This window comes from Kiloniella sp. (assembly GCF_965205715.1).
Taxonomy (GTDB): Bacteria; Pseudomonadota; Alphaproteobacteria; order Kiloniellales; family Kiloniellaceae; genus Kiloniella.
In genome coordinates, this window is the sequence record NZ_CBDBHW010000006.1 from 354753 (window position 1) to 380605 (window position 25853).

Consider the following 25853-nt stretch of genomic DNA (forward strand, 5'->3'; position numbering starts at 1 on the left):
TATATATAAACTCTATGCAGTTAAAAGTTGCTCCTCTAACGGGAACACCAACGTAACTGTCGTCCCTGCTCCAAGCTCACTCGCGATCAGGAACTCAGCCCCGTGCAGCTCTGTCAAACGCTTGGAAAGTGGTAGGCCAAGCCCTGTCCCCTCATGCTTACGACTTAAGCTAGAATCAACCTGCCCAAAAGGCGCCAGAGCTTTAGGAATTTCGCTGGCCGCCATTCCAATGCCCGTATCCATAACGGACAACTCAAGCCCCCGATTAGTAACATAAGAGCTCACAGTAACAACGCCTCCAGCTCGCGTGAATTTCAGCGCATTAGAAATTAAATTAATCAACACCTGCTTAATACGCTTTTCATCACCAATAAGGCGGGGCATTTCGTTTGCAAGGTCCAAATTAAGTGATAATCCTGCTTCTTCCGCCCGCCCCAACAACATCTTTTCACAACGACTTATGACCGCATTAACATCAAGATCATCTTCGTATAACTCAATCTTCCCTGCCTCCGCTTTGGAAAGATCGAGAATATCATTAATGAGATCAAGAAGATGCGCCCCAGACTCGTTAACATCGCGGGCATAATCACGGTATCGCGGGCTCCCGAGAGGCCCAAACATTTCTGTAGCCAGTATTTCTGAAAAACCAAGGATGGCATTTAACGGCGTTCTAAGTTCATGACTCATCAAAGCCATGAATTCCGACTTCGCCCGACTTGCCTGCTCAGCACTTTCCTTTAAAACCGTCAGCTCCTGCTCTACTTCTTTTTGATTCGAAATATCCTGCATCACGCAAACGAAATATTGGATATTATCCTCATCATCGAAGATTGGACTTAAATCTATTTGATTCCAGAAAGTGCGCCCATCCCGATGATAATTCAACATATCCACACGCGCATGGCGATTATCTCGCAAGCTCGTCTCCAGAACAGCACGAGCTTGCGGATTTGTCCCTTCACCCTGCATAAAACCAGGGTGAAGCTCAGGAACTTCTTCCCGGCTATATCCGGTCAGTTTTGAAAAGGCAGGGTTTGTGTAAACAACAGGCTTACCTTCACCCCGAGCATCCGCGATGAGAACCCCCGCATCAGTCGACCCAACCGCTGCAGCTAATCTGTGGTTTTCACTACTTAGCTCCAATAGCTCTTTCTCTCGAGCCTTGAAATCACTGATATCAGAATAAATTGTAAAAAGGTCACCTTCAGGTGTTTGATGATCAATAATCTTAAGCCACGAGTCTTCCGAGAAATTAAACTCTCTATTTCTCTTCCCCCGCCTTCGCATCATCGCATTGATGTAACGCTCTCTCTTACTGACACTTAGCGGATCCTGCCCAGTGTTTACATATGAAATAACGACATCCTCATATGTCATGCCAACACGAATTGCCATCGGACGCCCCGGAAAAAATATCTCCTGAAAGCGCCGATTAAAGGCAACAAGCTTGTCCTCGTCATCATAAAGCGTGACAGCACCGGAAAAGCTTTCAAAAGCGCGGAACAATCGCGCATGAGCAGTAGCTATCTTTTGCTGCTCCTTACGCCGCTCGGTTATATCACTCCCCGCGCCCCTATAGCCTTTAAACTCGCCTTTTTTATCAAATACAGGAACACCACTCAGCCGAAGAATTCGCGATACACCCGCGAGATCAGGAATAACCAGCTCTAAATCCCGGAACGATGATCGTGCCTTTAATACCTTCAGAAACCTCTCGTCAGTCAGCCCGTCCCCATGAACATCGCTAAAGCTCTTCCCTAACAGATTCCATTCCTGAAGTTGCGAAACAAAAGTAAACCGGAGATCCGGACCCATTTCCCAGAACCAGTCAGTCGCAGAACTTGCAATATCACGAAACCGGCGTTCACTTTCCTTCAGCGCGAAAATAGCACCATCTCTTCTCTTTGCTGCAGAGATAAAAAAGCGCCCGCCAAAATATAAAGCGGTCATCATGATTAAGCAGGCACACAAGGCAAAGCCCACAGAAGCCGAATAACGATCCCGCCAAACGACTTTGTTATAATCAGCAGGAATACCGATTACCACAGCCATGCCAAAGTGTTTAAGCTCACGCCCAACGACAACCCTATCAACCCCATCAAGGTCCTTAAAAGCTAAATGCTCCCCCCTCAAAAGATCTGATATTTTGTACGGCGACACTCGACCAATTAGATCAGAAGAAAAGTTATCATCCAGCCACAACCCCCCGTCTTGATCTTGTGTTTGAATTGAAACCAACGAACGTTTTGGCAAACCCAGAATCGCCCATCGGCTCATAAACTCACGAACTCGAAAGGTAGCGGCAACATAAGCACCAGTACGCTCGTTGTTTTTTGAAACAGAACGCAAAACAGTCGCATACCATTGGTCATTACTATTATAAGGCAAACTGACTAGGGGCTGAGACGCATTTGAAGCTCCATCGATCAACCTCTGTAGTACATCTTTTTTTGGCAAGGGTATCGTAGGCTGCCCGGCTAAAGCTTCACCTTTTTGAGAGATAACGGAAACACTGGCTTGGGAAAGAACCTCATCAGTAACTATCTGTGCCCCTCTTTGCTCTGACAGAGAAGCAGTACGTTCAACAGCGCTATTTACCTGAGACAAAAATTGATCAAGTGGTAGAGCAATCTTATTTATTGCCGCCTCCACCTGGTTATCGATTTCCGCTGTAACTTCCCGATAAGTATCTGCTACCCATAACCCAATAAGAAGAGAGGAAAATAAAAGAGCAGCAGCATTCAATTGGATTGCGCGTATGCGCAACCTCCTTACGGAAAAAGTTCTGGATGAATTGCTACTATCCAGAACGTCATTATCAAGCCCCTCACCTTGAACAGGCTGACCTGAGTCGCCTTTTACCACCACACACCCCCACTACCTTAGCAAACCACCCTACAAGAAGACTGCCATACCTATGCATCCCATCTACATAGAACCCTAAGCTTCATTTTATTTCTTATGCTTAATTTGTTGCGCATCACCTCTATAGATCAAGACTTAGTAAATGGTTAAAAAGTTCATTATTTTGGTGACAATCCCATGACAGTTAAAACAATTGTTTGTCATAACTTCGTCTAAGGAAAAATGAGCGTCGCAAATCGAACATGAATCGTTTATTCTTTAGGGCTATATAGTGTTAAAATTGATATCAGTCTCAGGACCCCATTTGGGATTATCCAAAAGTACTGATGTTGGATGTTAAACTTTGTATGAGAGTATGTGGCCATGTCAGAAGAAGACGATCTCGACCTGAAATCACTTGATGACGACGAACTTATCCTGCAGATGCACGATGACCTCTATGATGGTCTTAAAGATGAAATCCTGGAAGGTGTTGAAATTCTTCTGGAGCGCGGATGGGCACCATATGACGTCCTGACCAAGGCTCTTGTTGAAGGAATGAGAATTGTCGGCATCGATTTCCGCGACGGCATTCTCTTTGTTCCTGAAGTACTTCTCGCTGCAGGCGCCATGAAAGGCGGCATGGGCATTTTGCGTCCATTGCTTGCTGCAACCGGCGCCCCAAAACTTGGTAAAATGGTTATCGGCACCGTTAAGGGTGACATCCACGATATCGGTAAAAACCTCGTTTCCATGATGATGGAAGGTGCTGGTTTCGAAGTAATTGATCTGGGTATTAACAACCCAGTTGAAAACTACCTTGAAGCACTAGAAGAGCACAAACCTGACATTCTTGGCATGTCTGCACTTCTGACTACCACAATGCCGTACATGAAAGTTGTTATCGATACCATGAAAGAAAAAGGTATCCGTGATGATTACGTTGTTATGGTTGGTGGCGCTCCGCTTAACGAAGCGTTCGGTGAAGCTATCGGTGCTGATCATTACTGTCGTGACGCTGCTGTCGCCGTTGAAATGGCAAAAGATGCCATGAAACGCCGCCACAACGCCGCGTAATAAAGCACGAAATACTAGGGTTTCAGGACCATGTCCCAGCAAGCCACAGAATCAAATGATAAGGGGAGCAAAACTCTCCTTATCGCCTGTGGCGCCGTGGCCCGGGAAATCTTGGCAATAAACAAAATCAACGCCTGGACCCACTTAGATATCACCTGTTTACCTGCGATCTGGCACAATACTCCTGACAAAATACCTGGAGGTGTTCGTGAGAAAATTCGTGAAAACAGAGATATTTATAAAAACATAATTGTCGTTTACGGCGATTGCGGTACTGGCGGTGAACTAGATAAAGTTCTCGAAGAAGAAGGCATCAAACGTATTGATGGTGTTCACTGCTATGCTTTCTACACTGGCCTTGATGCCTTTGAAGAAATGCACAATGACGACATCACGTGCTTTTATCTTACAGACTATTTAACCAGACATTTTGACACTCTCATCATGGATGGCATGGGAATTTCCAAACACCCAGAACTCTTACCGATGTATTTTGGTAATTACACGACATTGGTTTATCTGGCACAGACAGAAGACCAAGAACTCCAGGACCTGGCCAAACAAGCAGCTAAAAAAATAGGCTTGAAATACCAGTATAAATTCACCGGATATGGAGAGTTGGGTAGCCTTATGGCTGCAGCCAACTAGGAGCACAAAATGGCCAAGTTAACCCTCGTATACTGGCGGGACATCCCTGCTCAGGTCATCGTTAAGGCTGGTAGAAAAAATGCCAAAGTCCAATTGGACGAACGGTTTGAAAAAGCCATTGACCGCGCAGCAATGAAAGCCAAACTTCGAGACAGTGATTCTTATTTGGAACACTGGCGCAGAAGCGATCCCGTCACATGTGGTGACGACCTAGAAGCCGAAGCAAAAGCTATGGCCTCTACTATTGAAAACGAATACACCGATGAAAAACTAGATATTCTAGTTGCTGCCGGTGGCCTTGCAAACGCCAGTTAGGTTTTAAGAAGATGAGTACAGAATTCAACCCAGATATCGTGAAGCAACAAATCATTGACTTCATGAGCGGATTTACAATTGAAACCACTCCCGGTTCAGCGGCCAAAACGCCGGATTACCGCGTTCATTTACGCCCAGGAACCGAAATAGCTGTAACCTTCTTACCCGGCTCCGATTTTGCTGACACAGTCGCGACATCCAAGCGTCTAAAAGAAGAAGGCTTTGTACCTCTCCCTCACTTTGCTGCAAGATCCATTCGCTCCAAAAACGAGTTTGAAGAGAACCTAAAGATCTTACAAAGTGAAGTCGGCATTGCACATGCTGTGGCTCTCGGTGGTGCTGTTGATAAGCCTTTGGGTGAATTTGAAAGTTCAATGCAATTGTTGGAAACAGGCCTTTTCGACAAATATGACATCAAATCCATCGGTGTTGCCGGCCACCCAGAAGGAAGCCCGGACATTTCCGAGTCCGGCTTGAGAGAAGCCCTTGAATGGAAAAATTCATTCAAAGAGCGTACGGACTCTTATCTCTATATCGCGACACAGTTTTGCTTTGAAGCTGATCCAATTATTGCCTGGGATAAGAAAATTCAAGCCGAAGGCAACCAGTTGCCAATTCACCTTGGTGTCCCGGGGCTCGCAACAATTAAAACTTTGCTGAACCACGCAAAAGCTTGTGGAATTGGCTCATCAATGCGTGTCCTTACCCGCCAGGCTAAAAACATAACAAAACTTTTGACGGTCAAAGCACCAGACAAGTTAGTGATGGACTTGGCCCGTTATCACGCTGAAGACCCTAAATGCGGCATCAAGAAAGTCCATATGTATCCTTTGGGCGGCATGAAAAAATCTGCAGCCTGGAGTTACGCAGTAACTGACGGCGACTTCACCGTTGACCCCAAAGGCAAGGGCTTTAAGGTCAACAGGGATATCAGCTAATCTTTGATCCACAGGTATCCTTAGGGATTACGTAGGATTAATTTGATAGGTGTCGCTTATGCATCTGAATTGACGCCACTAGGTGCAATTCAGATGCATTTGTTCTGCTAGTATTGTGCAAATTATTAGATTTTCAGGCCGATAAGTTTCGGCCCCTTATCCGGAGACGCAAAAAGATGACCCGTACCATCGTCAGTTCAGCCACCAAAGAATTTGCGATTGGCTTTGATGAGCCTTTTAGCATTATCGGCGAGCGTATCAACCCGACTGGTCGTAAAAAACTAGCCGCAGAAATGGCTGCCGGTGATTATAGCCGCGTTGAATCTGATTGCTTGGCGCAGGTTGCTGCCGGTGCACACATGCTGGACGTAAATGCAGGTATTCCTCTTGCTGACGAGCCGAAAATCTTGGCTGAAACCATCCAGTTGGTTCAAAGCCTCACTGATCTCCCGCTTTGCATTGACTCTTCAATCATTGACGCTTTGGAAGCTGGCTTGAAAGTTTATAAAGGCCGAGCGCTCGTTAACTCTGTGACAGGTGAAGACGAATCACTCGAACGCGTTCTTCCACTGGTTAAAAAGTTTGATGCCGCAGTTGTTGCGATCTCTAACGATGAAACCGGGATCTCCGAAGATCCAAACGTTCGCTTCGAAGTTGCCAAGAAAATCGTAGAGCGCGCTGCTGATCACGGTATTTCCCATGACCGCGTTGTTGTTGATCCCCTTGTGATGCCAATTGGCGCTATGGGGACTGCTGGTAAGCAGGTCTTCGCGCTTCTTCATCGCCTGAAAACAGAGCTCAAAGTTAATACGACCTGTGGTGCTTCGAACATTTCCTTTGGCTTGCCAAACCGTCATGCCATGAACGCACACTTCCTTGCTATGGCTGCTGCTGCAGGCATGACATCTGCGATCATGAACCCACTTCACGAGGAAGAACTCGCTGGTATCCGTGCTTCTGACGTTCTTTTGAACAAAGATAAAAACTGCCTGGACTGGATCAAAAAGTACCGTGAACCAGCTGCTGAAGGCGCTGCCGGTGGCCGTGAAGGTCGTCGTAGTCGTCGTCGCGCATAAGCTTGGTAACGAGCCGAATAGAAATATAAAAATAGAAACCCTTACATCCCAGTGGTGCAAGGGTTTTTATTTATTACACGACCTGATTTACTTTAAGTGTCACTCGATAATAAAGTATCCGTTAATAAGTACTTTTGTCACATAGACATAAAAGCCAAAAATCAGCTAAATAAATGACAGACATAAAAATAAGTCTGCATAAAAAATAATTTGGGGAATTGGGACAAGGAGAGTTTTATGTCCAAGGATGCACATATCGTATTCACACCTTCAGGAAAGCGTGGTGACTTTCCAGTTGGTACACCTGTCCTAACCGCAGCACGAAACCTTGGCGTAGATATTGATTCTGTTTGCGGTGGGCGTGGCATATGCGGACGCTGTCAGGTAGAAGCTGGCGAAGGTGAATTTGCGAAACACAAAATCGTAAGCTCTTGCTCGAACATGACAGCATTTTCTAGCGTTGAAGAACGCTATGCAGGCAAAAAGGGCATGAAAGATGGTCGCCGCCTATCTTGCCAGGCACTGATAGAAGGCGACCTGCTTATTGATGTACCCGCAGAAAGTCAGGTTCACAAGCAAGTTGTCCGCAAACGTGCCGATGTACGCCAAATTGAAATTGATCCCCCAATTCAGCTTCACTATGTTGAGGTCGAAGAACCCGACATGCACCACCCTTCGGGTGACCTTGAACGGTTACAGTCGGCTCTCAAAGCACAGTGGGGCTTAACCAATCTTCACTGCGACCTACGAACCCTCCAGACACTTCAACCGATACTGCGCAAGGGAAAGTGGCAAGTTACCGTCGCCGTCGAAAACAAAAAAACCATTATCGCTATTTGGCCCGGGTTCAAAGAAAATGCCTATGGCATTGCTGTTGACCTTGGCTCAACAACCATAGCGGCCCATCTGTGCGACCTTCAAACTGGCGAAGTTACCGCCTCATCCGGTATTATGAACCCTCAAATTCGCTTTGGCGAAGATCTCATGAGCCGCGTTTCATACGTCATGATGAACCCGGGTGGCGAAAAGGAAATGACCGCAACTGTCAGAGATGCTCTCGACACCCTGGTTGGTGTCGTGGCTGACGAAGGTGATATCGAGCGAACAGATATCCTTAGCATGACATTTGTGGGCAATCCGGTAATGCATCACTTGCTGCTGGGTATTGATCCAACTGAACTCGGTGGCGCTCCCTTTGCCTTAACCCTTAACTCCTCTATCCACCTTTACGCCTCAGAACTAAATTTAAACATCAGTTCTGACGGCAGGGTTTATATTCTCCCTTGCATCGCAGGTCACGTTGGGGCGGATACCGCAGGTGTTATCCTTTCTGAAGGCCCGCATTTACAAGATGAAATCACTCTCATCTGTGATGTTGGTACAAACGCAGAAATCGTCCTCGGTAACAAAGACCGCCTACTCGCATGCTCCTCGCCGACAGGCCCGGCATTTGAGGGCGCGCAAATAACAAGCGGACAGCGCGCGGCACCTGGCGCTATAGAACGTATCCGTATTGACCCCGTGACCCTTGAACCTAGATATCGGGTGATTGGCTCTGATCTCTGGTCTGACGAAGAAGGTTTTGCAGAAGCCACAAAGTCTAGTGGTGTAACAGGCATTTGTGGCTCAGGTATTATTGAAGCTATCGGTGAAATGTTCCTGGCCGGCATCATCCAAACCGATGGCATTATTGACGGATCCAAAGCGGGCATATCACCGCGCGTTCAATCCAACGGAAAAACATTCGATTATATAATCAGTGAGGTTGAACCCCTTATCAAGGTCACACAAACGGATGTCAGAGCTATTCAGCTAGCCAAAGCTGCGCTTTATGCAGGCGTTAAACTTCTAATGGAAAAGTTGGATGTAGCTACGGTCGATCGAATTCAATTAGCTGGGGCCTTTGGCAGTCACATAGATGTCAAATACGCTATGATTATCGGTCTAATCCCCGACTGTGATCTTGAACGTGTAAAATCTGCAGGAAATGCAGCAGGTACAGGTGCCCGTATCGCCCTCCTCAACAAGCAAGCACGCATTGAGATCGAAGATGTCGTTAGCAAAGTTGAGAAAATCGAGACTGCCGTAGAGCCAAACTTCCAAGAGCATTTTGTCAACGCGATGGGAATGCCCAATACCATTGATGAGTTTCCAAATTTATCAAAAATTGTGACCCTCCCAGAAAAAAAGGTCGGCAAAGCAGAAGACGGAGATGAGCAAGGTCGTGGCCGGCGTCGACGAAGAAGATAAACAATAAACAAGTAAGAAGGGTAGAATTGATCTGCCCTTCTTACTTTAAAGATTATCAAAAGGACTATCTATTTTTAAGTGACTACTCCTCGCCCTAAAGGACGAGGCTTCTTGTTTCTCAGGCTGCAACTGGCAGTGTGCCAGAATTACGCGAGCCTCCACAAGCAGAGACGGATAGCCCTTCCGCCTTTAGTTTCAGGATACCTTGCTGCCGAATATTGATGGCAGCGTTAATATCGCGGTCATGCTCTTGGTCGCAGGTCTGGCACGTCCATTGCCGCACCGACAGCGGCATAGCATCAACCTTAGTGCCGCAATCAGAACAGGTCTTACTGGATGCAAACCACTGGTCAATTTGCACGAGGTGCTTACCTGACCAAGCTGTTTTGTAGGTCAGCTTTCGGAGCAATTCGCCCCATGCCGCGTCAGCGATATGTTTGGCAAGCTTCCTATTCTTGAGCATGTTTTTGACTTTCAACGTCTCCACGCAGATTGCTTGATTTTCGTCAACCAGTCGTTTTGACAATTTATGTTGAAAGTCATTGCGCGTGTTGGCAGTTCTTTCGTGAGCCTTGGCAACAAGTACACGCGCCTTGTTGCGGTTTGCCGACCCTTTCTTCTTTCGTGACAGTGTTTTTTGCTTGCGGCGCAAATTGGCCGCCGCACGTTTCAAAATACGGGGGTTCTTTTGTTTTTCACCCGTGCTGGCAATCGCTAAATGCGTTATGCCCAAATCAATACCCGTCACCGCGTCCGCTTCAATCGTTTTTAAGAGGGCTGGAACCTCCAGCCCATCATCACACAAGATTGACGCATAGTACTTACCTGTTTGAGTGCGCGAGATGGTGACGGTCTTAATCTTACCTACAATCTCACGGTGCAGAACTGCTTTGACCGTGCCGACTTTGGGCAAGTACAGACTGACACCATTTACAATTTTGACCCGTTGCGGGTAGGACATGGCTTGTTTGCCGTGTTTGCTCTTAAAGCGGGGATAGCGGCCCTGTTTTCTAAAAAATCGCTTAAAGGCATCATCCAAATGCATCACCGATTGTTGCAAGGCTTGGCTATCGGCTTCCTTTAGCCAGCCTGTTTCTTCCGTGGCTTTCAGTTCAACGAGCTTGTCCAAGGTCTGGCGCTTGCTGATGCTTTCGCCGCGCTCTTTCCAAGCGGAGCTACGCCAGCCCAAAGTAAAATTATACGCCCACCGCATCGCGCCAAATTGAAAGGCAAACGCCTTCCTCTGGTCAACAGTGGGATACAATCGGACTTTGGTTGCCTTTAGCATATCTCGACTCTACCATTGGTCTATGGACAACTCAAATGAATATCGCACAGGAAGACATTGTGTTTTTGCGCTACACGTACACTTGGTATTTATTACCAAATACCGCAGAGATGTGCTGTCAGAACTGGCTATACAGGACTTGCGGCACATCTTTGCCAAGGTCTGCAACGACTTTGAGGCGCAACTCGTCGAGTGTGACGGGGAAGACGACCATGTGCATCTGCTTATCAATTATCCGCCCAAAATATCCCTCTCTAAGCTGGTCAACAGTCTCAAGGGTGTATCCAGTCGCCGTTTGCGAAGCTTTCGCCCTGAAATTACGGGTAGGTATCGCAAAGGTGTCCTTTGGTCGCCGTCTTATTTTGCCGCTTCATGTGGTGGTGCGCCGCTCGATATTATCCGCAAATATGTCGAAACGCAGCGAGCCAACAAAAAACCGCGCTAGCGCGGTTGCGCCTTATATCCCCGCCCTGAAGGACGAGGTTTTACGGCGCGTTCCGATTAAGATGTCACAGGCAAGGCATCAACGTCGCTCTTACTTATCTAAACAGTAAGGGGACACCTAAAGGAGGCAATGACTTATGCCTACGACAGAACAGTTAGAAAATCGTCTGGCTGAAGACAATATAACACACAGAACCTTTGGTATCAGTAGAAGTGCCTACGGGGGTGTTATTTCTTACCAATTAGAAAAACACGGATTTGATGGTGCATTGCGCATCATAAAGCAGCAAGTCCAAGCCCTGCAAACTACCCATTAAATATATAGACTATTGCGTAAATAATATTGTAGAGCGGACCTCTTGATGGGTTGCTCTTGATTTTATGGAACATTTCCAAACAAGAAAAATTTCTAATTTTGACCAATTTTTCGTTGTTGCAGTGTTTATTGATAATCCAACAAATGATACGGCGCAATTTTACAAGGGATTTTCCTTAAATACCTTTGCAAAACCCTCCCTTCCAACATTACTTTAGCACTGCTATCCCTCAGAGACTTAAAGTCGAGTTTGTATTTTTAAGCTTCTTGGGAAGTTTTAGCTACACGCACAACACACCGAAACCACTCATCAAAGAAACAACTCCAATACAACCTTACGAGTTACTTTTAAGTACTTTAGAGAACCCAAAATAATCACAAAGTTTAACTTAAAGATTACCTCTACCTACTTACCAAAATACAAACGAATACAACTCAAAGTTAACCAATTAACACATCGTTAACTATATAAAAGTATTCTGCTCAACAATATTTACCAAGGTGTTTAATACTTGTAGGCGTGTGATACATAAAAAATCAGAGACCTAAAGGATGTAGCACATGTTCTACTCATCATTGTTGTTGCCTGAATTTAATCACGTTACAGAAAATGAGCCCATTAGTTATTCGGTGATTACTTCTGCTTCCATTACAGGCAACCCCATCTCCTTCGCCAGTAATAATTTCTTTCTTTACACTGGGTATACTCCAGAAGAAGTTTACGGAAGTGATTGTAATTTTCTTCAAGGCCCCGAAACCGGCACAGAAGATGTACTGACTATTATCAGAGGGCTAAAAAGCCTACGCCCCTTTGAAAGCACCATTTTAAATTACAAAAAAGACGGCACCCCTTTTTGGTGCCAGCTGCAGATTACACCATTAAAGATTCATAATGGAAGGACCTTACGGTTCTCTGGCCACCAAACCCCTTTATGCGAAATTCACGATGGAGCCATGACTCCCATAACCCCCCTAATTTGAAGGAATTAACCTGGGGCAACAAACTTATCTAAGTGCTCGGAGTAGCAGGCTTATCCCTGCTCTCTGATGAATACATAAATTTCATCATTTGAAAGGTGATCTTGATAACCATATCCTGCAGCAGAAAAATCCTTAAGCCCTTCCGGGCGATCAATGCGCTCTTGAATCATATATCGAGACATCATCCCTCTTGCACGTTTAGCAGGAAAACTAATGATTTTAGCAACACCGTCTTTTACTTCTTTAAAGACAGGCGTGATAACTTTCCCCTTCAAATTACGAGGCCTAACCGCTTTGAAATATTCGTTAGAAGCGAGGTTAATCAAAATAGGCTCATTCATTTCGGCGAGCAATCTGCTCAACTCATTTGTAATTTGATCACCCCAAAAATCATAAAGGTCTTCACCGAGAGGATTGCGCAACTTAGTGCCCATCTCCAGGCGATAAGGCTGCATCAAATCCAGAGGGCGCAGCAATCCATAGAGGCCAGATAGGATGCGAAGGTGGTCTTGTGCGTAAGTAAGCTCTGCTTCCGTAAGTGTTTCCGCTTCCAAACCTACGTAAGTGTCCCCCTTAAAAGTATCGACAGCGGTTTTGGCATTATCCTCTGTGAATGGAAAAGAGAATGACCGATAACGTTGATAATTTAGATCGGCAAGATTATCACTAATACTCATCAGGCTCCGAAGGTCTGAACGAGACAGGTCCCTTGTTACATTAAGCAAATCTTTTATCTGGTCAGCAAACACCGGGAGTGACGTCGCCAACTCAACTTTAGCAACGCCTTCATCTAATTTCTTTGCCGGAGAGATAACAGCTAACATAACAACCTCAATTCCAATAAATTCATATAACTCTAAAGCTAAGAAATGAGCTCGTCGGAAACAAGGCCAATAACCGCTATTCAAAAAATAATTCTCTCATACAGCCAATGACCAATATGTGATTTTATCCGCTCTGCTCCCTGCATCATTTTTGTGATAGGCTTACCTAAATTTCAAACGGCTGAATCAAACGACAGAAAGAGCAAGCTATGCAGAGGATCAAAGTAACCTTTAAAAGCGACCAAGGTACAGATCTGGTTGGTGCGCTAGAACTACCTGATCAAAATCCTCTCGGGTATGCCCTGTTTGCTCACTGCTTTTCATGTGGAAAAGATATTCCAGCTGCAACGAGAATCAGCCGTAGCCTCGCAGAGAAAGGCTTTGCCGTATTGAGATTTGATTTTACAGGTCTAGGGGGCAGCAATGGGGACTTTGGCAATACAAATTTTTCTTCGAACGTCAAAGACTTGGTAGCAGCGGCTAACTTGCTTCGAGAGCAATACACAGCACCTGCGTTATTGATAGGACATAGTTTAGGTGGTGCCGCAGTGCTGGCAGCTGCGGAACAAATACCCGAAGCTGAAGCCGTGATCACAATTGGAGCGCCAAGCACACCCGATCATGTTACCCACTTATTATCCGAGCAAATCGAGACAATAGAAAAAGAGGGGATCGCCCCGGTAAAGCTCGGAAGCAGAACCTTTAATATCACCAAACAGTTTCTTACCGATATTTCTGCCCACAATATGAAAGATCATATCAAAAACTTAAAAAAGGCCCTCCTTGTCTTTCACTCCCCGGTTGATACCACTGTAGGAATTGATGAGGCCCGTGAAATTTTTCTCACAGCAAAACACCCTAAAAGTTTTGTATCCCTTGATCAGGCAGACCATCTATTAACTAACGCAGCTGATGCCGTATATGTGGGTCGAACAATCGCGGCCTGGGCAGAACGCTATATTTCTTTCCCCTACGCCCCAGTACAGGCTACACCACCTGCAAAAGGTCACATCATTGTCTCTGAAGAGAATAAAACCTTCCTTAGAAACATCCAAACCGATCATCACAGCTGGCTTGCTGATGAGCCTCTCGCCGTTGGTGGAGGCAACCAAGGCCCAGATCCATATGAAATGCTTTTAGCCGCTTTAGGTGCCTGTACATCCATGACCATAAGGATGTACGCAAACCACAAAAAATGGCCCCTTGATGACGTTAAAGTAGAACTATCCCACAACCGGGAACACAGCCAGGATTGCGCCGGCTGTGAAAAGAATGGCAACCAAATTGATGTTATGGAACGAAATATTGAACTTATCGGAGATCTAACCGATGACCAGAGACAGAGATTATTCCAAATTGCGGGAAAATGCCCCGTCCACCGGACCTTGGAAAATAAAATTGAGGTTAGAGATAAACTCGTAGAAGGTTGAGCTATTCAAACAAGAACTCTACAATAAACAGGTCTTAGCTCAATGCTTAAAAATTCAATTATCCCAAAGGATTTACAGGGCAACTATGACAATTGGCACTTTTCCCCGGCAGTTCAATGTGAAGGCTTTATATTCTTCTCGGGCTGCACAGGACGTCGACCAGATGGTACGATTGCTGATAACGTCGAGGACCAGGCGCGCCAAGTCTTTCTCACTATTGGGAAATCTATTCAAGAAGCAGAGATTACATTTGAACATATTGTTGAAATGACAACCTATCACGTTGGAATACAGAAAAGCCTCGAAGAGTTTATGCGAGTAAAGGATGAGTTCATAAAAGAGCCCTATCCCGCCTGGACTGCTATCGGCGTATCAGAACTTGCAGTAGCCGAAGCTGTTATTGAAATTCGCGTAATCGCTCGTCAACCAACAAAGTAACGATCATACCTCTTTACATTAAACACACGAAACGTATACGATACATATATAAATCATATATGGATTCGGAATATGGGTATCGTGAAGATTTCAGGTGAGATGCACGAAAAAACACGTGTTGCCAGCAAAGCGATGACACGGTCAATCAATGCACAGGCAGAACACTGGATGAAAGTCGGCTTGCTTGCAGAAACTCACCCTCATCTCTGTTACACTGATTTACTTGGCCTCATGCTAGACGAAGCAAGACAGCAAGAAACTGCAAACCATCAATCCACTCCTGCGCAATCACGAGACATCGCCTGAGTTTCGAGACATGTCCCCAATAATTAAAACTGGCGATGCCATTGAGAAAATGAGAACTGCTGGGGCCCTAACAGCTAAAGTACTTGAAGCTGTGAATGAGATCATAAAGCCCGGTATCTCAACCATGGAAATTAATAATTTCTGTGAGGATTACATTGTAAATACTCTCAATGCCTCTCCTGGAAGCAAAGGGCAATACGACTACCCCTATGCGATCAACACTTCACTTAATCATGTTATTTGCCACGGGCTTCCCTCAGACAAGGTAAGGATTAAAAACGGTGACATTTTTAATGTGGACTTAACCGTCTTAAAGGATGGTTATTACGGGGATAGCAGCAAGATGTTCACTGTCGGGGATATCAAACCTTTTGCCAAGAGACTAATCGAGGTTACACAAGAGTGCCTCTACACTGCTATCCAACGTGTAAAACCAGGTGTCACGCTCGGCGATATTGGCTGCACGATCCAGGAAATTGCAGAGAACAACAAATACTCAGTCGTTCGCGAGTTTTGTGGGCATGGTATAGGCTCCAAGATGCACGAGCCCCCCGAGGTTGCCCACTTTGGCTCTCCGGGCCAAGGCTTGGTTCTAAAAGAAGGAATGACCTTCACTATAGAACCCATGATCAATCTAGGTAAACCTGCCATACGACAACATCCAGATGGCTGGACGGTAACAACCAGAGATCGTCGCCTCTCCGCACAATGGGAGCATACAATTCTCGTTACCAAAACAGGTTATGATATTCTTACGTTTCGCGGAGATGAGGCCGAACTAATTTCAAAATGCACTTAGCTGAATAACCGCTCTAGAAGATAAAAAACATACCACTCGTCCTTCATGGCACCCAAATAAATGCACCGCATTCTTTATAAAAACAAAAAACCTTGAAGCATTCCCCATAAACTTCAATGTATTAAGCAACTTCATCAGTTTCCATTACATTGTATCGTAATATAAAATTCATTCGTGAATTTCTTAATATCTTTTTGATTTTCTCGGCCTCCTCCTTTACCTTTACCACACTACAAACGAGAAAATTATTCGTCTCTATTTCCTTATTCGTATATAGCCGTGTACGATTTTACGGGAAATATGGATAGGCGATACCTATATATACGTACAGTAGACACATTTAGGGGGTACTCAACAATTGGCCAATTTTGAAACTGCAATTCAGAAAACTCAATCTGAAGTAGAGAACGCTCAAGCCAAGATAAACGAACTCACCAGCCGAATGGAGACTGCCCAGTCAAAAATGAAGCAAGGGGGGGATATTTCAATCGATATTGAAAATGCCACTCTGGATGACGTTCATGCTCATAGTGATTCAATGAATGCCAACATTGCAGATCTGATCATGGGTCTGGATGATGTGACCGCTGGCTTTTCAAAAGACTTCGATGCAATGCGTCAGAAAACCGCGTGGGAAAGTATCATAGGTTTTCTATCTTCGGCCAAAGCAGATTCCATGCGTGAAGAACGCATCCGCGCTGCTTCCATTGACGACAAACTACAAGACCTGATTGGTAAATCCGACGTTATTGTATCCTTGCTTCAGGGACAGTTGGCCGTACTGGAAGATCATAAGGTACGCGTTGAGAAGAACCTCTCAGAAACCTTGACCGAGCGCGAAGCGACAGTTGGCGAACTCGAAAGCTTAAAAGCCCGTATCCTTGCTATAGATCCAGATATTATTCAACTCGAAGGTAAGATATCCGTCGAACAGGATGCTGCGGCCCGTACCAAGTTGGAAAGTGAACTTGCTGAACTCAATGGTACTTACAACGAAATGGTGCAAGAAGAGCAAGTCAAGCTGGCAAAATCTCAAACCCTTGAGCGTTATATAGAAAAGGGTAAAACCTGGGTAGACAGTTTGCAGAATCAAGCAGCAACCCAAATGGTTCTGATCAACAAACTCCAGACCGATACCAAACAACGTGTCGTCCTTTATGATGCCCTGACAAAATCATTAAAAACAGCTCAACAGCAAGACGTTGCTCACCGGATTAACGAAATTGGCGTTGCAACAGATCAGGAAGCACAAACAGCTATGGCTGCTATCGGCTCTGCAACCAACCAACGCATGGCTGAGATGATGGAAAAGCACGAAGATCACATCGTCTTTGCCCGCAAGGTTTTGGAAGAAAAAGCCAAATCTGATGAACGTTTTGCGCGTCGCTTTGCTGGCATCGTGGAAAAGCACGACAAAAATCTATACGGCCAAAGTTAAGGTAAGAATTTGACCTTAAGAGAGGATCATTACCCTCTTCCCAATGCTGCGGCAACACGGCGATATTTTGCCAAGTTTGACCGCATCATTGGGCATATGAGGGATGTTGCTGCTGTGGCAACTGGGAATGGACGCCTGGCGCAATCCGAGCTAGAGATTGTCGAGGGCTACCTAATCTGCCTGTCTTCCACATTTTCAGCATTATCATACAAACACTTAATGGCAGGTCATATTTCCAATGCCCTGCCTCACGAATTGGAAATCGATCGTCAGGATTCCGGCTTTCCGGTTTATCGCGAGCTATTGCAGATGGCCAATGACTGCGTTCAGGCAGAGCACCATCTCGATACCCTGCCACCGAAGAAAAATTTAATCGAGGATATGACGAGTTATATTCTCAATGAATTAAAAATGCCGCGGCGACTTCAATTTGCAATGTCGCAAAGGCTTTATTACGAACACCTGCAAAATAGGGCTTTGTTCTGGGCACAAAACCATCCTCAAATTCGCTCACAACCCAATTCCCATAAACTCAGACGAAGTTACCTGGTACACTGGGCTATATTTGACAGCCAAACGAACCTGCCTGTCATCTACATCATGAAGCTCGAAGATTCTGGAAAGGCATTTTTGCAACATGATGAAGAGCGTTGGCCACGTATGCAAAGCCATTTACTCGCCCAGTCTCCAGCATCGTTAAAACTTCTGACCATAGCCAAGGGTTTTGACAAAGATTTTGATGATCTCCACCCAAAATCATTACAGCGGATCACCATAGGTCCAATGTATTCCCACGCTTTTACCCAACAAACGGGTCCCCTGAGAGAGGTTCTTGAAGAAGCCTCTGGTGAACCTGGATTAGATTGGTGCCTTGCGTGGACGATCGAGACACTCGTCTCCAAAGGGGTTGAGAAAAAGTCGACCGGCTTATTTGAAAAGGTTGAACAAGAGATCTTTGACCTGAACCAATATGCGAGGGACGAGGTTGAGACTGGCGCCACCGAGATGAACCGCTATCTCATCCTGCCCCAGCGTCCTTATCAAGTTCTGGAAGATCGCGATCCTCCTGGTTTACGTAACATAAGAAAATACGTAGTTGGCGCCGATGGGAAAGTCCTCAGCAGCCTTTGATACACCCCAGAAAACGAGACATTATTATGAGTACCTCGCAAAATTTGATGGAAATTCGTGAAGATCAAATCCGAAATAACTACGCTTCTGCTGAAGGTATGCTCGATGGATTTGACCACACACCCAGAATTGCAAAGCCAAGGGATGGCGCCAAACCAGCAACCACCGAACGCTCACCCGGGGTTGGTGTGCGGCGCAGGTTTAGATCAACCACACCAGGTCTGGCGACCAGATCCACGGCCCGCCCCGAAGGTGTACATCTTATCGACCGCATAGAAGCCGCTGATGAGAAAGACCCTCTCACAAGTCCAGCTCAGGCCGCACTCATGCAGGGTATGCGTCGGGCCTTGGCAACGGCTCATAGTGTCGCTGATTTATACGCCGATCAAACCGCTCTTTCAGAGCTAAAACGAGACAATCTTGAGGGAACATTAGATGCAACACGTAAAGTCGAGTTTTCAGAACTTCTCTCAGCTGCATCCCTAATTTCTCTTCAGGTTTTTGCAAGCATGACAACCTTTCTTCTCTCTTCCCATGTAGCCGAAGCTGGTGAGGGAGAATTGGATTTGGGTGAAGTAGAAGAAATTTTGACTGACAATCCACAGCTCGCATTACATGGCGTGCTATGGGAACTGGATCAAACTCTGGGTCTGGTGGCAACAGACGATGGTAAAGCAATCCGGGTTGTATCGATCTTTTGTGAAAAACTTATGGAGAAAGTCTCCTTAAAAGCTCAAAATGCCCCTCGTCTTGATAGCTTCAAGAATGTCAGTTATCGGGTGGAAGCTGACGATTTTCAGATCGACGGCTTCACACCTGCAAGCAAAAGCCGAAGCACACAGCTGATAATGACCTTTAAGAAACCCCATGAGGTCGTTGGCAATCACATCGCCAAATATCAAGCTATGAAGTTATCCAAGATGCTTATGGCCTATGATTTCGATCGTCATCTCAACCCCTTTGCAGAACTCGGTGGTTTTATCTTCACCTTCATGGGCGATGGTAAGCCGGGAACAGGTAAAACAACACTGATCCAAATGATGGCTGGACTGCTCAATGAATACTGTACCAATGCAGGCTATCCCTTCCGCTACGCCAATCTTTCAACGGATTCAATCGACAGCTATCAGGGTAAATCTGCTCAGAACGCCAAGGCCTTTATTCAGGGAGTGCTTGATCCACAGGTTATAGGTTTTGGTACCATTGATGATATTGATCAGATCGCAGGCAAACGTGGAGACAGACAGTCCTCTGCTGGCCAGCAGGAAATTACTGCCGTTCTTATGGAAAGCTTTGCGGGCGCGAATACTGTGGTAAGGGGAAACTGTACTTTTGGGATGTTCTCTAATTATCCTGAACAAGTTGATGATGCCTTGCGCCAGCGAGCAGGCGCAAGGTTCCTTGTCGATGGTCCACAGTCCAAAGATGATTACATAGATATTCTACACCTTCTCTTAGGCAAGCAGCATGAAATCCCATTGGGTGAACATGACCTTTATGCCGCTCAGGAAATCAACAAAGCAGTCGCGGCATCCTATGATGGTTACTCACGGCCTTCTGAAGCCCGATTGGTGTCTGTTTTTGATACGATACAAGAGAAAATCGGAGAATTAGACACCATCGCCAAACTTGGTTCTTACTTAAAAGCCATCCAAGAAGCTGATGAACGCTTCACCGGTCGCGCCATTAAAAATATAACCGATGCAGTTAAAGTACGTGCTATGGATTTTGAACTTCCTGATGAATGGATGGAAAAACCTGATTTATTTTTAACCAAAGACTATGACACCAAGAAAAATATGATTTCTGACCTCGCCAAGCCGATTACGGTTGATATGGTTATTCAAGAGGTAAACCGCTACGCCGATAGTGAGTTCAGATACTCAGGAAAATCAGATGAAGTTGCCATTGAGAACCAAGTTCGAGAAATGCAACGCCAAGCCGAAGCGCGCCGTCGATTTATAGCAACAACTGGAGAGCAAGGTTAAAACTCATGATGCGTCTGGTAGAACGTGGCTTGATGTATGGCAACCTCTTTGAGGTTGCTACTCCTGTGCTTGTCGAACGCTATAACGAGGCACTTGAAAGGCTTACGGGACGACGAACTTTATTGGACAGCTTCCACATTGATCTTTCAGGATTTGCTCCTGAAATCGCTGAAGAGTTTGAGGATGATCGATACCTCAACCCCCATGGCTGTAATCGTCAGTTCATTCTTCTTTCTGTGGAACAAAAACGTTCCCCATTGTTGAAGATGAATTTCTCAACTTCTCGATCGATCCTAAAACGATTTATTCATGAGAATGAAGCTGCTTTGTTCGCGCTCACATCACGTGATGCCGTGTTTGTGGAATTGATGAATTCAGTTTACCGAATTTCTAAAACCAAACACCTTTTGGACATTCGCAAAATCCGTATAGATGCAGACACCATAGATCGAACAATTGCCAAGGCAGATGAGCTCTCTGAACTCGTTGAACGTTTTCAGGTTGAGCCTGATGGTTGGTGGGATGATGAACTGGCATCCAAAATGATCGAACTTGCCCAAAGCACAGGGGACGTAAAAAGATACCCTGTCAAACTTGATAAAAATGAATTTCAGCAAGGAAATTTCCATACCAATCACTTTAATGGAGCTTATATTTTTCGAGATACAAAGCGACCATCCGTAATATGCAAACAGCCACAAGATGATTTCTCTGACTTCCCAATCGAAAACGTGCTCGATATGTCAAACAGGTCATCCATTGCGATGTTTCTTGAAGAAAACCAACTTGCTGAACCTCTGATAGATGCCAAAGACATCGATGCCGAAGAGATCATTCAACAGCGTCTTGATTTCATAATGGCAGAGCAGCTCGCGGCGGAAGATATAAAAGCAGACAAGTTATCACGCCATGAACTACGCTCATTAGCTCTCAGAACCAAAGAAAGCCTTCCAGAAGAATTTGATGGTCTCAATGACCTTCTCCGTTGGCTCGAACAAGGTGGGCGCAAGCCAAAACTGACACCAGAGCATCCTGCCTATTTTTATAGCTTGAGGGCCAAATTCCATCCTGATCGTGATCTGGTAAACATGCTGCTGGCAGAGCTCATGCCCCAAGACATCCTTCAGCTTTTTATTTGCCATAAAGAAGCATTTTATGCAGCCTACTCAAAATGGAATGAGACAAAACGCACCTACGTCGCAGAGTTCCTGGCTGAGGAATATGTTACTGACAAAGCCAAAGCGAGACGTGCTCTTTTTGGAGACGATAGCCCTGCGGCTCTTAAAGAGCTCCATGACAAGCGACAACGTGAAGCCCCTCCCAAACAGCCTTGGGGTAAATACCCTGTAAAAAGAGATGACAAATCCAGAGTGAAGAAGCCAACTCGGAAGAAAACAAAAGGCCCTTGGGGAGGAACCCTTTAAATGCTGTTCTGGCTGTTTCGACTTGTCCTTATCTTTGGCATTCTAACCATCATATATATCGCGTTGTCTTTTTATTACAGATGGGACAAAAAAAGAGAGCTTACAGCCGAATACGATGCCAATCCTCCAAAAGATCATAACCAGGAAGATCTTAAACAGGAACAATACATAGCCGAAGGTATCTCAAAGTATGATCAATCTTTAAAAAAGAAACTCTTGCTCGGTGTATATATTGTCCCTCTGTTCATCGTTTTCGGTCTTTTATTTATTGCAAACTTTATGTGAGTAGCGAATGCAAATCGTTAAATGGGCCGCTGGCCTCATGCTTGTTATTCTTTTAGGGGGCTTCCTGCACTACAATCTGCCCGGGCAGGATATTGTTCGTGTTGTTGGTACCGACGTAAAACGAATGGACACCTTTGGCCTTTTTGATACCGAGGCCCCCAAAACCAATCCTGAGCGAACCCGTGATGTCCGCTTTGTGAATACTGCCTGGCCTGATGCAACGCCTCGCGTTTACAGGAATGAAGACACCGATTGGCATTGGCCGCCTTACCTAAAGTTCGATTCAGGTAATTTACAGGCACAATCCCAGGCCTGGGTCTCAACAGAAGCTGACCCCATATGGGTTGTTGTCACCCACTATGGCTGGCGCATTCCCATCCTATCCCTATTTCCCAACGCCGTGGATATAAGACGTGCAGAAGGCCCCACCGAGCTAATCATTCCTTGGTTTAATATCTTCTTTTTCGTCTCGTTCGGTATCCTTGGCTTTATGATATGGAACTTTCTTACCAAGATAAAACGGAGACATATTGATCCCGCACTAGAAGATGTTTCTGAGGTAGTAAGTGATATCTCTTCATCTGCAGAAGCCGCGAGTGAGAAAACCCGACAAACTGGCAACAAATTTGGCCGCTGGATTGACACTTGGCGCCCGAAACACAAACGTAAATATAAATAAGAAAGCGCCCGGATATTATTTTCTCTACCCGAGGCGTTTTCCCATGCTTACCCGCGGTTCAATAGCAAATCCAAGACTTTGATAGAGCGCCACCGCGCCCTCATTACCATCGCGCACCTGAAGGTTAAGCTTGTTACACCCGAGTTTAGCCAATTCTTTTTCCGCAAAATTTAGTAAACTCGTCGCGATCCCCTTACGCCGGTGTGCTGGGCTGACAACGACACCATAGATCCACCCCCGGTGACCATCATAGCCTGCCATGGTTGTTCCCACGACTTCTCCGCCCTCTTCTGCAATATAAAGAAGCCCGGGTTGAAATTCTTCCTTTTGCCTCAGCGCCAAGGCTGGATCATTCCAGGGTGAAGGATTGGGTTCATCTTCTTGCCAAAGATTGATGACCCCGGCTTTATCCTGTTCAAGGTAATGTCTGATTTTCATTTTAAATCCCCCGACTAGACACAATTAAATATCACTTCTGTCGCAAGTCGCAGATTTTGTCAAAAATGACGGTTTCCAGCTTGCCTAGGACAAAAAAAATGGTCTAGGCTCACTTTGTCTTTCGCTAAAGGATTTCCTTCAGGGAGAGATATGTGCATTTAGGCGCTTGTTCTCAGGGCAGGGTGAAATTCCCGACCGGCGGTAACTATCGAAAGCCAAAAGCTAACGACAGAAGCCCGCGAGCGCCCTTAGTGATTGGGGAACCTGACATAAGGTTCTTCAAATTAGTAAGGGGTCAGCAGATCTGGTGAAACTCCAGAGCCGACGGTAACAGTCCGGATGGGAGAGGATAGGCAAGAACAATTCAGGTTAACCACCTGTAGGGTTCTGGCGCGTGCGTGTGTAATTGGCTCATGAAAAAGCCAAACCATACGTCCTTTCTGAACACGCCCTGATTCTGGTTACGCCGCTTTTTTGGAGTGACAACCATGAATCAGATCGCAAACGATCACACACACCAGTCTTTACTGGCCCAATTCGGAACACCTATTGACCGTGTTGAAAAGGCCCTCGCATCTATGCGAGCAGGTAAAGGCGTTCTCGTCGTAGATGACGAGAGCCGCGAAAATGAAGGCGATCTCATATTTCCGGCAGAAACACTTACCAACGAGCAGATGGCAATGCTTATCCGCGAATGCAGTGGTATTGTCTGCCTCTGTATGACAGATGAAAAATTGCGTTCTCTCGATCTCCCCCAGATGGTCAGTGACAACAACTCTTCCATGGGCACCGGTTTTACTGTCACGATTGAGGCTAAGGTTGGTGTCACAACTGGAGTTTCAGCGGCTGATCGAGTTACCACGGTTAAAACCGCCATCGCAGATGACTGCGCACCAGATGATCTCGCTCGACCAGGTCACGTCTTCCCTCTCCGCGCAATGGCAGGCGGCGTTCTCACACGCCAGGGTCACACAGAAGCCACTTGTGATCTCTCCGCCATGGCGGGCTGGAAACCAGCAGGTGTTCTCTGTGAAATAACAAATCCCGACGGCACCATGGCCCGGTTGCCCGAAATCATTGCCTTCGGCCAAAAACATGACCTTCCCGTTGTGGCGATTGAGGATATTATTCTTTATCGCCAGAAAACAGAGATCACGACTGAGCAGGAAGTTCTCGCAAGTTAAGACCGTAAAGTATCTATAAAAAAGGCCCCAGATTCTGGGGCCTTTTTAGTTTTCCGAATACAAAAGCAAGAAATGGATAGAAGCAACTCACCAATTTCTGGTTTTCTCTTATCAGCAAATAAATGGAGAAGATCATGACAAAATCACACAACACACAAATTCGTTTTCTTGGCATTCCAAGTGAGCACGCCCAACAATTACAAAATGGCGGATCAGATGAAAACGGGCAACTTCCAGAACGCATGACATCAGATGGATCCGGTTTTCCCTGTCGCCACTGCCTCAAGGAGATTGCAGACAAAGACGAACTCCTGATTCTTTCCTATCGTCCTTTTGAGAAAAAACAACCCTATGCAGAAGCAGGACCAATTTTCATTCACAGCGAAAGTTGCATAAGCCACTTGGATAACGGAGAAATTCCCAACAACATTCTTTCGCAGGGAAATACATTAATTCGAGGATATAGCGAGGATAACCGGATTGTTTATGGCACAGGAAAAATAGTGAAATCAGAAACCGTTAAACAAGAAGCAATCAAAATGTTTGCCTCTGATAAAATTGCCTACATTCACGCCCGTTCAGCTACAAACAATTGCTTCACCTGTCGGATAGAACGAGCTTAATCATTCTTACGTGAATTTTGTCAGGAAGAATAAAACGCAAAAATAAAGCCCTGTAATTATTACAGGGCTTTATTTGGTAAGTGATCCGTTCGTTTATTGCACGAGAACCCAACCGCCTTGCGGTTTTCTCGGCAACATCGAATCAATATCTGCATCTTTTGAGAGGTGGAAATCAGTGGCTGAAAGAACCCGACCATCTCCCGCCCGAAGAAGTCGAAGATTTACGAAAACGCTTTTCTCCCCAACAGAATAAGTTCCGGTTAGGATGGCCTGCGCATCTTGACGTCCTGCCAAAAATGCAAGGTCTCTCGAAAGCATTAATTCTCCCTGATGAGGCCTAACGGCTAAAGAATCACGCATTTTCACCTCTGAAACACTGTAACCGAGTTGTGCCATACGGCCTGAAAGCTGTTCACTAATCGTGCGACCAAGAGTCGAACTTGTTTCAAGCGCATCAACATCAACAATGGAAGCCACAAGAACTGATGCTTTTCTATCTAAAGCTTGATTGGAGGAATAAACCAATGTATCCGCAGCATTATAAACTTTAGGTAGAAGCTCCTCAGCGCTCGCAGAGTTTACTGCGGGAACAGGATCGCTATACAAATTATATGAATCTGGAGCACAGGCAGAAAGCCCGCATAAAATCACAGTAGAAACGAAAACACTCTTAATCATCAATTTTC

At 45.6% G+C, this 25853-nt stretch carries 26 protein-coding genes and 1 riboswitch; of the genes, 21 read left to right on the forward strand and 5 right to left on the reverse strand.

What is annotated here, in order from left to right:
• Positions 1 to 12 precede the first annotated feature (12 nt).
• On the reverse strand, positions 13 to 2748 hold the full coding sequence (locus tag ACOGW3_RS06425) for a PAS domain S-box protein (RefSeq protein ID WP_419902212.1): 2736 nt from the start codon (positions 2746 to 2748) through the stop codon (positions 13 to 15).
• Positions 2749 to 3231: 483 nt separating this feature from the next.
• Here ACOGW3_RS06425 and ACOGW3_RS06430 point away from each other — a divergent pair, with 483 nt between their 5' ends.
• From ACOGW3_RS06430 to ACOGW3_RS06455, 6 genes are all read left to right on the forward strand, one after another.
• On the forward strand, positions 3232 to 3924 hold the full coding sequence (locus tag ACOGW3_RS06430; RefSeq protein WP_419902213.1) for a corrinoid protein: 693 nt from the start codon (positions 3232 to 3234) through the stop codon (positions 3922 to 3924).
• 30 nt (positions 3925 to 3954) lie between these two features.
• Positions 3955 to 4572: a DUF1638 domain-containing protein gene (locus ACOGW3_RS06435; protein WP_419902214.1), complete on the forward strand. Its 618-nt coding sequence runs from the start codon at positions 3955 to 3957 to the stop codon at positions 4570 to 4572.
• Between the two features lie 9 nt (positions 4573 to 4581).
• Positions 4582 to 4887 (forward strand): virulence factor, encoded by a 306-nt coding sequence (locus ACOGW3_RS06440; protein WP_419902215.1) that lies wholly within the window; start codon positions 4582 to 4584, stop codon positions 4885 to 4887.
• A gap of 11 nt (positions 4888 to 4898) precedes the next feature.
• Entirely contained in the window at positions 4899 to 5825 is a 927-nt protein-coding gene (locus ACOGW3_RS06445; protein ID WP_419902216.1) for a methylenetetrahydrofolate reductase, read from the forward strand.
• 176 nt (positions 5826 to 6001) lie between these two features.
• A complete protein-coding gene (locus ACOGW3_RS06450; protein WP_419902217.1) occupies positions 6002 to 6901 on the forward strand; it encodes a methyltetrahydrofolate cobalamin methyltransferase in 900 nt (299 codons plus the stop codon).
• Positions 6902 to 7138: 237 nt separating this feature from the next.
• Positions 7139 to 9151 carry an ASKHA domain-containing protein gene (locus tag ACOGW3_RS06455; protein ID WP_419902218.1) on the forward strand — a complete coding sequence of 671 codons (2013 nt, stop codon included), beginning with the start codon at positions 7139 to 7141 and terminating at the stop codon, positions 9149 to 9151.
• Between the two features lie 118 nt (positions 9152 to 9269).
• Here the strand turns inward: ACOGW3_RS06455 and ACOGW3_RS06460 are convergent, their stop codons facing one another.
• The gene (locus tag ACOGW3_RS06460) at positions 9270 to 10439 is read right to left on the reverse strand and encodes an RNA-guided endonuclease TnpB family protein (RefSeq protein ID WP_419901410.1); all 1170 of its coding nucleotides are present in this window, start codon (positions 10437 to 10439) and stop codon (positions 9270 to 9272) included.
• A 22-nt stretch (positions 10440 to 10461) separates the two neighbouring features.
• On the opposite strand from ACOGW3_RS06460, the gene tnpA reads away from it, so the two are divergent.
• From tnpA to ACOGW3_RS06475, 3 genes are all read left to right on the forward strand, one after another.
• Positions 10462 to 10884 (forward strand): IS200/IS605 family transposase, encoded by a 423-nt coding sequence (tnpA, locus tag ACOGW3_RS06465; RefSeq protein ID WP_419901409.1) that lies wholly within the window; start codon positions 10462 to 10464, stop codon positions 10882 to 10884.
• A gap of 136 nt (positions 10885 to 11020) precedes the next feature.
• Positions 11021 to 11200: a hypothetical protein gene (locus ACOGW3_RS06470; protein WP_419902219.1), complete on the forward strand. Its 180-nt coding sequence runs from the start codon at positions 11021 to 11023 to the stop codon at positions 11198 to 11200.
• Positions 11201 to 11760: 560 nt separating this feature from the next.
• Positions 11761 to 12180 carry a PAS domain-containing protein gene (locus tag ACOGW3_RS06475; protein ID WP_419902220.1) on the forward strand — a complete coding sequence of 140 codons (420 nt, stop codon included), beginning with the start codon at positions 11761 to 11763 and terminating at the stop codon, positions 12178 to 12180.
• Positions 12181 to 12230: 50 nt separating this feature from the next.
• Here ACOGW3_RS06475 and yaaA read toward each other — a convergent pair whose 3' ends face one another.
• A complete protein-coding gene (yaaA, locus tag ACOGW3_RS06480; RefSeq protein ID WP_419902221.1) occupies positions 12231 to 13004 on the reverse strand; it encodes a peroxide stress protein YaaA in 774 nt (257 codons plus the stop codon).
• Positions 13005 to 13213: 209 nt separating this feature from the next.
• Here yaaA and ACOGW3_RS06485 point away from each other — a divergent pair, with 209 nt between their 5' ends.
• The 10 genes from ACOGW3_RS06485 (at position 13214) to ACOGW3_RS06530 (ending at position 22922) form a co-directional block, all read left to right on the forward strand.
• Positions 13214 to 14434: an alpha/beta fold hydrolase gene (locus ACOGW3_RS06485; protein WP_419902222.1), complete on the forward strand. Its 1221-nt coding sequence runs from the start codon at positions 13214 to 13216 to the stop codon at positions 14432 to 14434.
• Positions 14435 to 14476: 42 nt separating this feature from the next.
• Positions 14477 to 14872, forward strand: a complete 396-nt coding sequence (locus ACOGW3_RS06490) for a RidA family protein (RefSeq protein ID WP_419902223.1) — start codon at positions 14477 to 14479, stop codon at positions 14870 to 14872.
• Between the two features lie 72 nt (positions 14873 to 14944).
• Complete coding sequence (locus ACOGW3_RS06495) at positions 14945 to 15178, forward strand: ParD-like family protein (RefSeq protein ID WP_419902224.1); 234 nt, start codon at positions 14945 to 14947, stop codon at positions 15176 to 15178.
• Between the two features lie 10 nt (positions 15179 to 15188).
• Positions 15189 to 15977 (forward strand): type I methionyl aminopeptidase, encoded by a 789-nt coding sequence (gene map, locus ACOGW3_RS06500; protein WP_419902225.1) that lies wholly within the window; start codon positions 15189 to 15191, stop codon positions 15975 to 15977.
• A gap of 358 nt (positions 15978 to 16335) precedes the next feature.
• A complete protein-coding gene (locus ACOGW3_RS06505) occupies positions 16336 to 17415 on the forward strand; it encodes a hypothetical protein (RefSeq protein ID WP_419902226.1) in 1080 nt (359 codons plus the stop codon).
• Positions 17416 to 17424: 9 nt separating this feature from the next.
• Complete coding sequence (locus tag ACOGW3_RS06510; RefSeq protein WP_419902227.1) at positions 17425 to 18546, forward strand: hypothetical protein; 1122 nt, start codon at positions 17425 to 17427, stop codon at positions 18544 to 18546.
• 26 nt (positions 18547 to 18572) lie between these two features.
• Positions 18573 to 20534, forward strand: a complete 1962-nt coding sequence (locus ACOGW3_RS06515; RefSeq protein ID WP_419902228.1) for an ATP-binding protein — start codon at positions 18573 to 18575, stop codon at positions 20532 to 20534.
• A 5-nt stretch (positions 20535 to 20539) separates the two neighbouring features.
• A complete protein-coding gene (locus ACOGW3_RS06520; RefSeq protein WP_419902229.1) occupies positions 20540 to 21958 on the forward strand; it encodes a DUF6638 family protein in 1419 nt (472 codons plus the stop codon).
• Positions 21959 to 22243, forward strand: a complete 285-nt coding sequence (locus tag ACOGW3_RS06525) for a hypothetical protein (protein ID WP_419902230.1) — start codon at positions 21959 to 21961, stop codon at positions 22241 to 22243.
• Between the two features lie 7 nt (positions 22244 to 22250).
• Positions 22251 to 22922, forward strand: coding sequence for a DUF1523 family protein (locus ACOGW3_RS06530; protein WP_419902231.1), 672 nt, complete (start codon positions 22251 to 22253; stop codon positions 22920 to 22922).
• A gap of 24 nt (positions 22923 to 22946) precedes the next feature.
• On the opposite strand, the gene ACOGW3_RS06535 is transcribed toward ACOGW3_RS06530, so the two are convergent.
• Positions 22947 to 23360, reverse strand: a complete 414-nt coding sequence (locus ACOGW3_RS06535) for a GNAT family acetyltransferase (protein WP_419902232.1) — start codon at positions 23358 to 23360, stop codon at positions 22947 to 22949.
• A 164-nt stretch (positions 23361 to 23524) separates the two neighbouring features.
• A riboswitch (FMN riboswitch) is annotated at positions 23525 to 23715 on the forward strand.
• 133 nt (positions 23716 to 23848) lie between these two features.
• Here ACOGW3_RS06535 and ribB point away from each other — a divergent pair.
• Positions 23849 to 24544, forward strand: coding sequence for a 3,4-dihydroxy-2-butanone-4-phosphate synthase (gene ribB / locus ACOGW3_RS06540; protein WP_419902233.1), 696 nt, complete (start codon positions 23849 to 23851; stop codon positions 24542 to 24544).
• Between the two features lie 134 nt (positions 24545 to 24678).
• Positions 24679 to 25167: a DUF1203 domain-containing protein gene (locus ACOGW3_RS06545; RefSeq protein WP_419902234.1), complete on the forward strand. Its 489-nt coding sequence runs from the start codon at positions 24679 to 24681 to the stop codon at positions 25165 to 25167.
• 93 nt (positions 25168 to 25260) lie between these two features.
• On the opposite strand, the gene ACOGW3_RS06550 is transcribed toward ACOGW3_RS06545, so the two are convergent.
• On the reverse strand, positions 25261 to 25845 hold the full coding sequence (locus tag ACOGW3_RS06550) for a FlgO family outer membrane protein (protein ID WP_419902235.1): 585 nt from the start codon (positions 25843 to 25845) through the stop codon (positions 25261 to 25263).
• Positions 25846 to 25853: the final 8 nt, after the last annotated feature.

What these genes read in the sequence shown, in the direction of transcription:
- ACOGW3_RS06550 (WP_419902235.1), bottom strand. Translation starts at nt 25,845, where the DNA reads ATGATTAAGAGTGTTTTCGTTTCTACTGTGATTTTATGCGGGCTTTCT.
- ACOGW3_RS06545 (WP_419902234.1), top strand. Translation starts at nt 24,679, where the DNA reads ATGACAAAATCACACAACACACAAATTCGTTTTCTTGGCATTCCAAGT.
- ACOGW3_RS06490 (WP_419902223.1), top strand. Translation starts at nt 14,477, where the DNA reads ATGCTTAAAAATTCAATTATCCCAAAGGATTTACAGGGCAACTATGAC.
- ACOGW3_RS06430 (WP_419902213.1), top strand. Translation starts at nt 3,232, where the DNA reads ATGTCAGAAGAAGACGATCTCGACCTGAAATCACTTGATGACGACGAA.
- map (WP_419902225.1), top strand. Translation starts at nt 15,189, where the DNA reads ATGTCCCCAATAATTAAAACTGGCGATGCCATTGAGAAAATGAGAACT.
- ACOGW3_RS06535 (WP_419902232.1), bottom strand. Translation starts at nt 23,360, where the DNA reads ATGAAAATCAGACATTACCTTGAACAGGATAAAGCCGGGGTCATCAAT.
- ACOGW3_RS06495 (WP_419902224.1), top strand. Translation starts at nt 14,945, where the DNA reads ATGGGTATCGTGAAGATTTCAGGTGAGATGCACGAAAAAACACGTGTT.
- ACOGW3_RS06460 (WP_419901410.1), bottom strand. Translation starts at nt 10,439, where the DNA reads ATGCTAAAGGCAACCAAAGTCCGATTGTATCCCACTGTTGACCAGAGG.
- ACOGW3_RS06485 (WP_419902222.1), top strand. Translation starts at nt 13,214, where the DNA reads ATGCAGAGGATCAAAGTAACCTTTAAAAGCGACCAAGGTACAGATCTG.
- ACOGW3_RS06445 (WP_419902216.1), top strand. Translation starts at nt 4,899, where the DNA reads ATGAGTACAGAATTCAACCCAGATATCGTGAAGCAACAAATCATTGAC.
- ACOGW3_RS06450 (WP_419902217.1), top strand. Translation starts at nt 6,002, where the DNA reads ATGACCCGTACCATCGTCAGTTCAGCCACCAAAGAATTTGCGATTGGC.
- tnpA (WP_419901409.1), top strand. Translation starts at nt 10,462, where the DNA reads ATGGACAACTCAAATGAATATCGCACAGGAAGACATTGTGTTTTTGCG.
- ACOGW3_RS06440 (WP_419902215.1), top strand. Translation starts at nt 4,582, where the DNA reads ATGGCCAAGTTAACCCTCGTATACTGGCGGGACATCCCTGCTCAGGTC.
- ribB (WP_419902233.1), top strand. Translation starts at nt 23,849, where the DNA reads ATGAATCAGATCGCAAACGATCACACACACCAGTCTTTACTGGCCCAA.
- ACOGW3_RS06470 (WP_419902219.1), top strand. Translation starts at nt 11,021, where the DNA reads ATGCCTACGACAGAACAGTTAGAAAATCGTCTGGCTGAAGACAATATA.
- ACOGW3_RS06435 (WP_419902214.1), top strand. Translation starts at nt 3,955, where the DNA reads ATGTCCCAGCAAGCCACAGAATCAAATGATAAGGGGAGCAAAACTCTC.
- yaaA (WP_419902221.1), bottom strand. Translation starts at nt 13,004, where the DNA reads ATGTTAGCTGTTATCTCTCCGGCAAAGAAATTAGATGAAGGCGTTGCT.
- ACOGW3_RS06530 (WP_419902231.1), top strand. Translation starts at nt 22,251, where the DNA reads ATGCAAATCGTTAAATGGGCCGCTGGCCTCATGCTTGTTATTCTTTTA.
- ACOGW3_RS06525 (WP_419902230.1), top strand. Translation starts at nt 21,959, where the DNA reads ATGCTGTTCTGGCTGTTTCGACTTGTCCTTATCTTTGGCATTCTAACC.
- ACOGW3_RS06475 (WP_419902220.1), top strand. Translation starts at nt 11,761, where the DNA reads ATGTTCTACTCATCATTGTTGTTGCCTGAATTTAATCACGTTACAGAA.
- ACOGW3_RS06515 (WP_419902228.1), top strand. Translation starts at nt 18,573, where the DNA reads ATGAGTACCTCGCAAAATTTGATGGAAATTCGTGAAGATCAAATCCGA.
- ACOGW3_RS06455 (WP_419902218.1), top strand. Translation starts at nt 7,139, where the DNA reads ATGTCCAAGGATGCACATATCGTATTCACACCTTCAGGAAAGCGTGGT.
- ACOGW3_RS06520 (WP_419902229.1), top strand. Translation starts at nt 20,540, where the DNA reads ATGATGCGTCTGGTAGAACGTGGCTTGATGTATGGCAACCTCTTTGAG.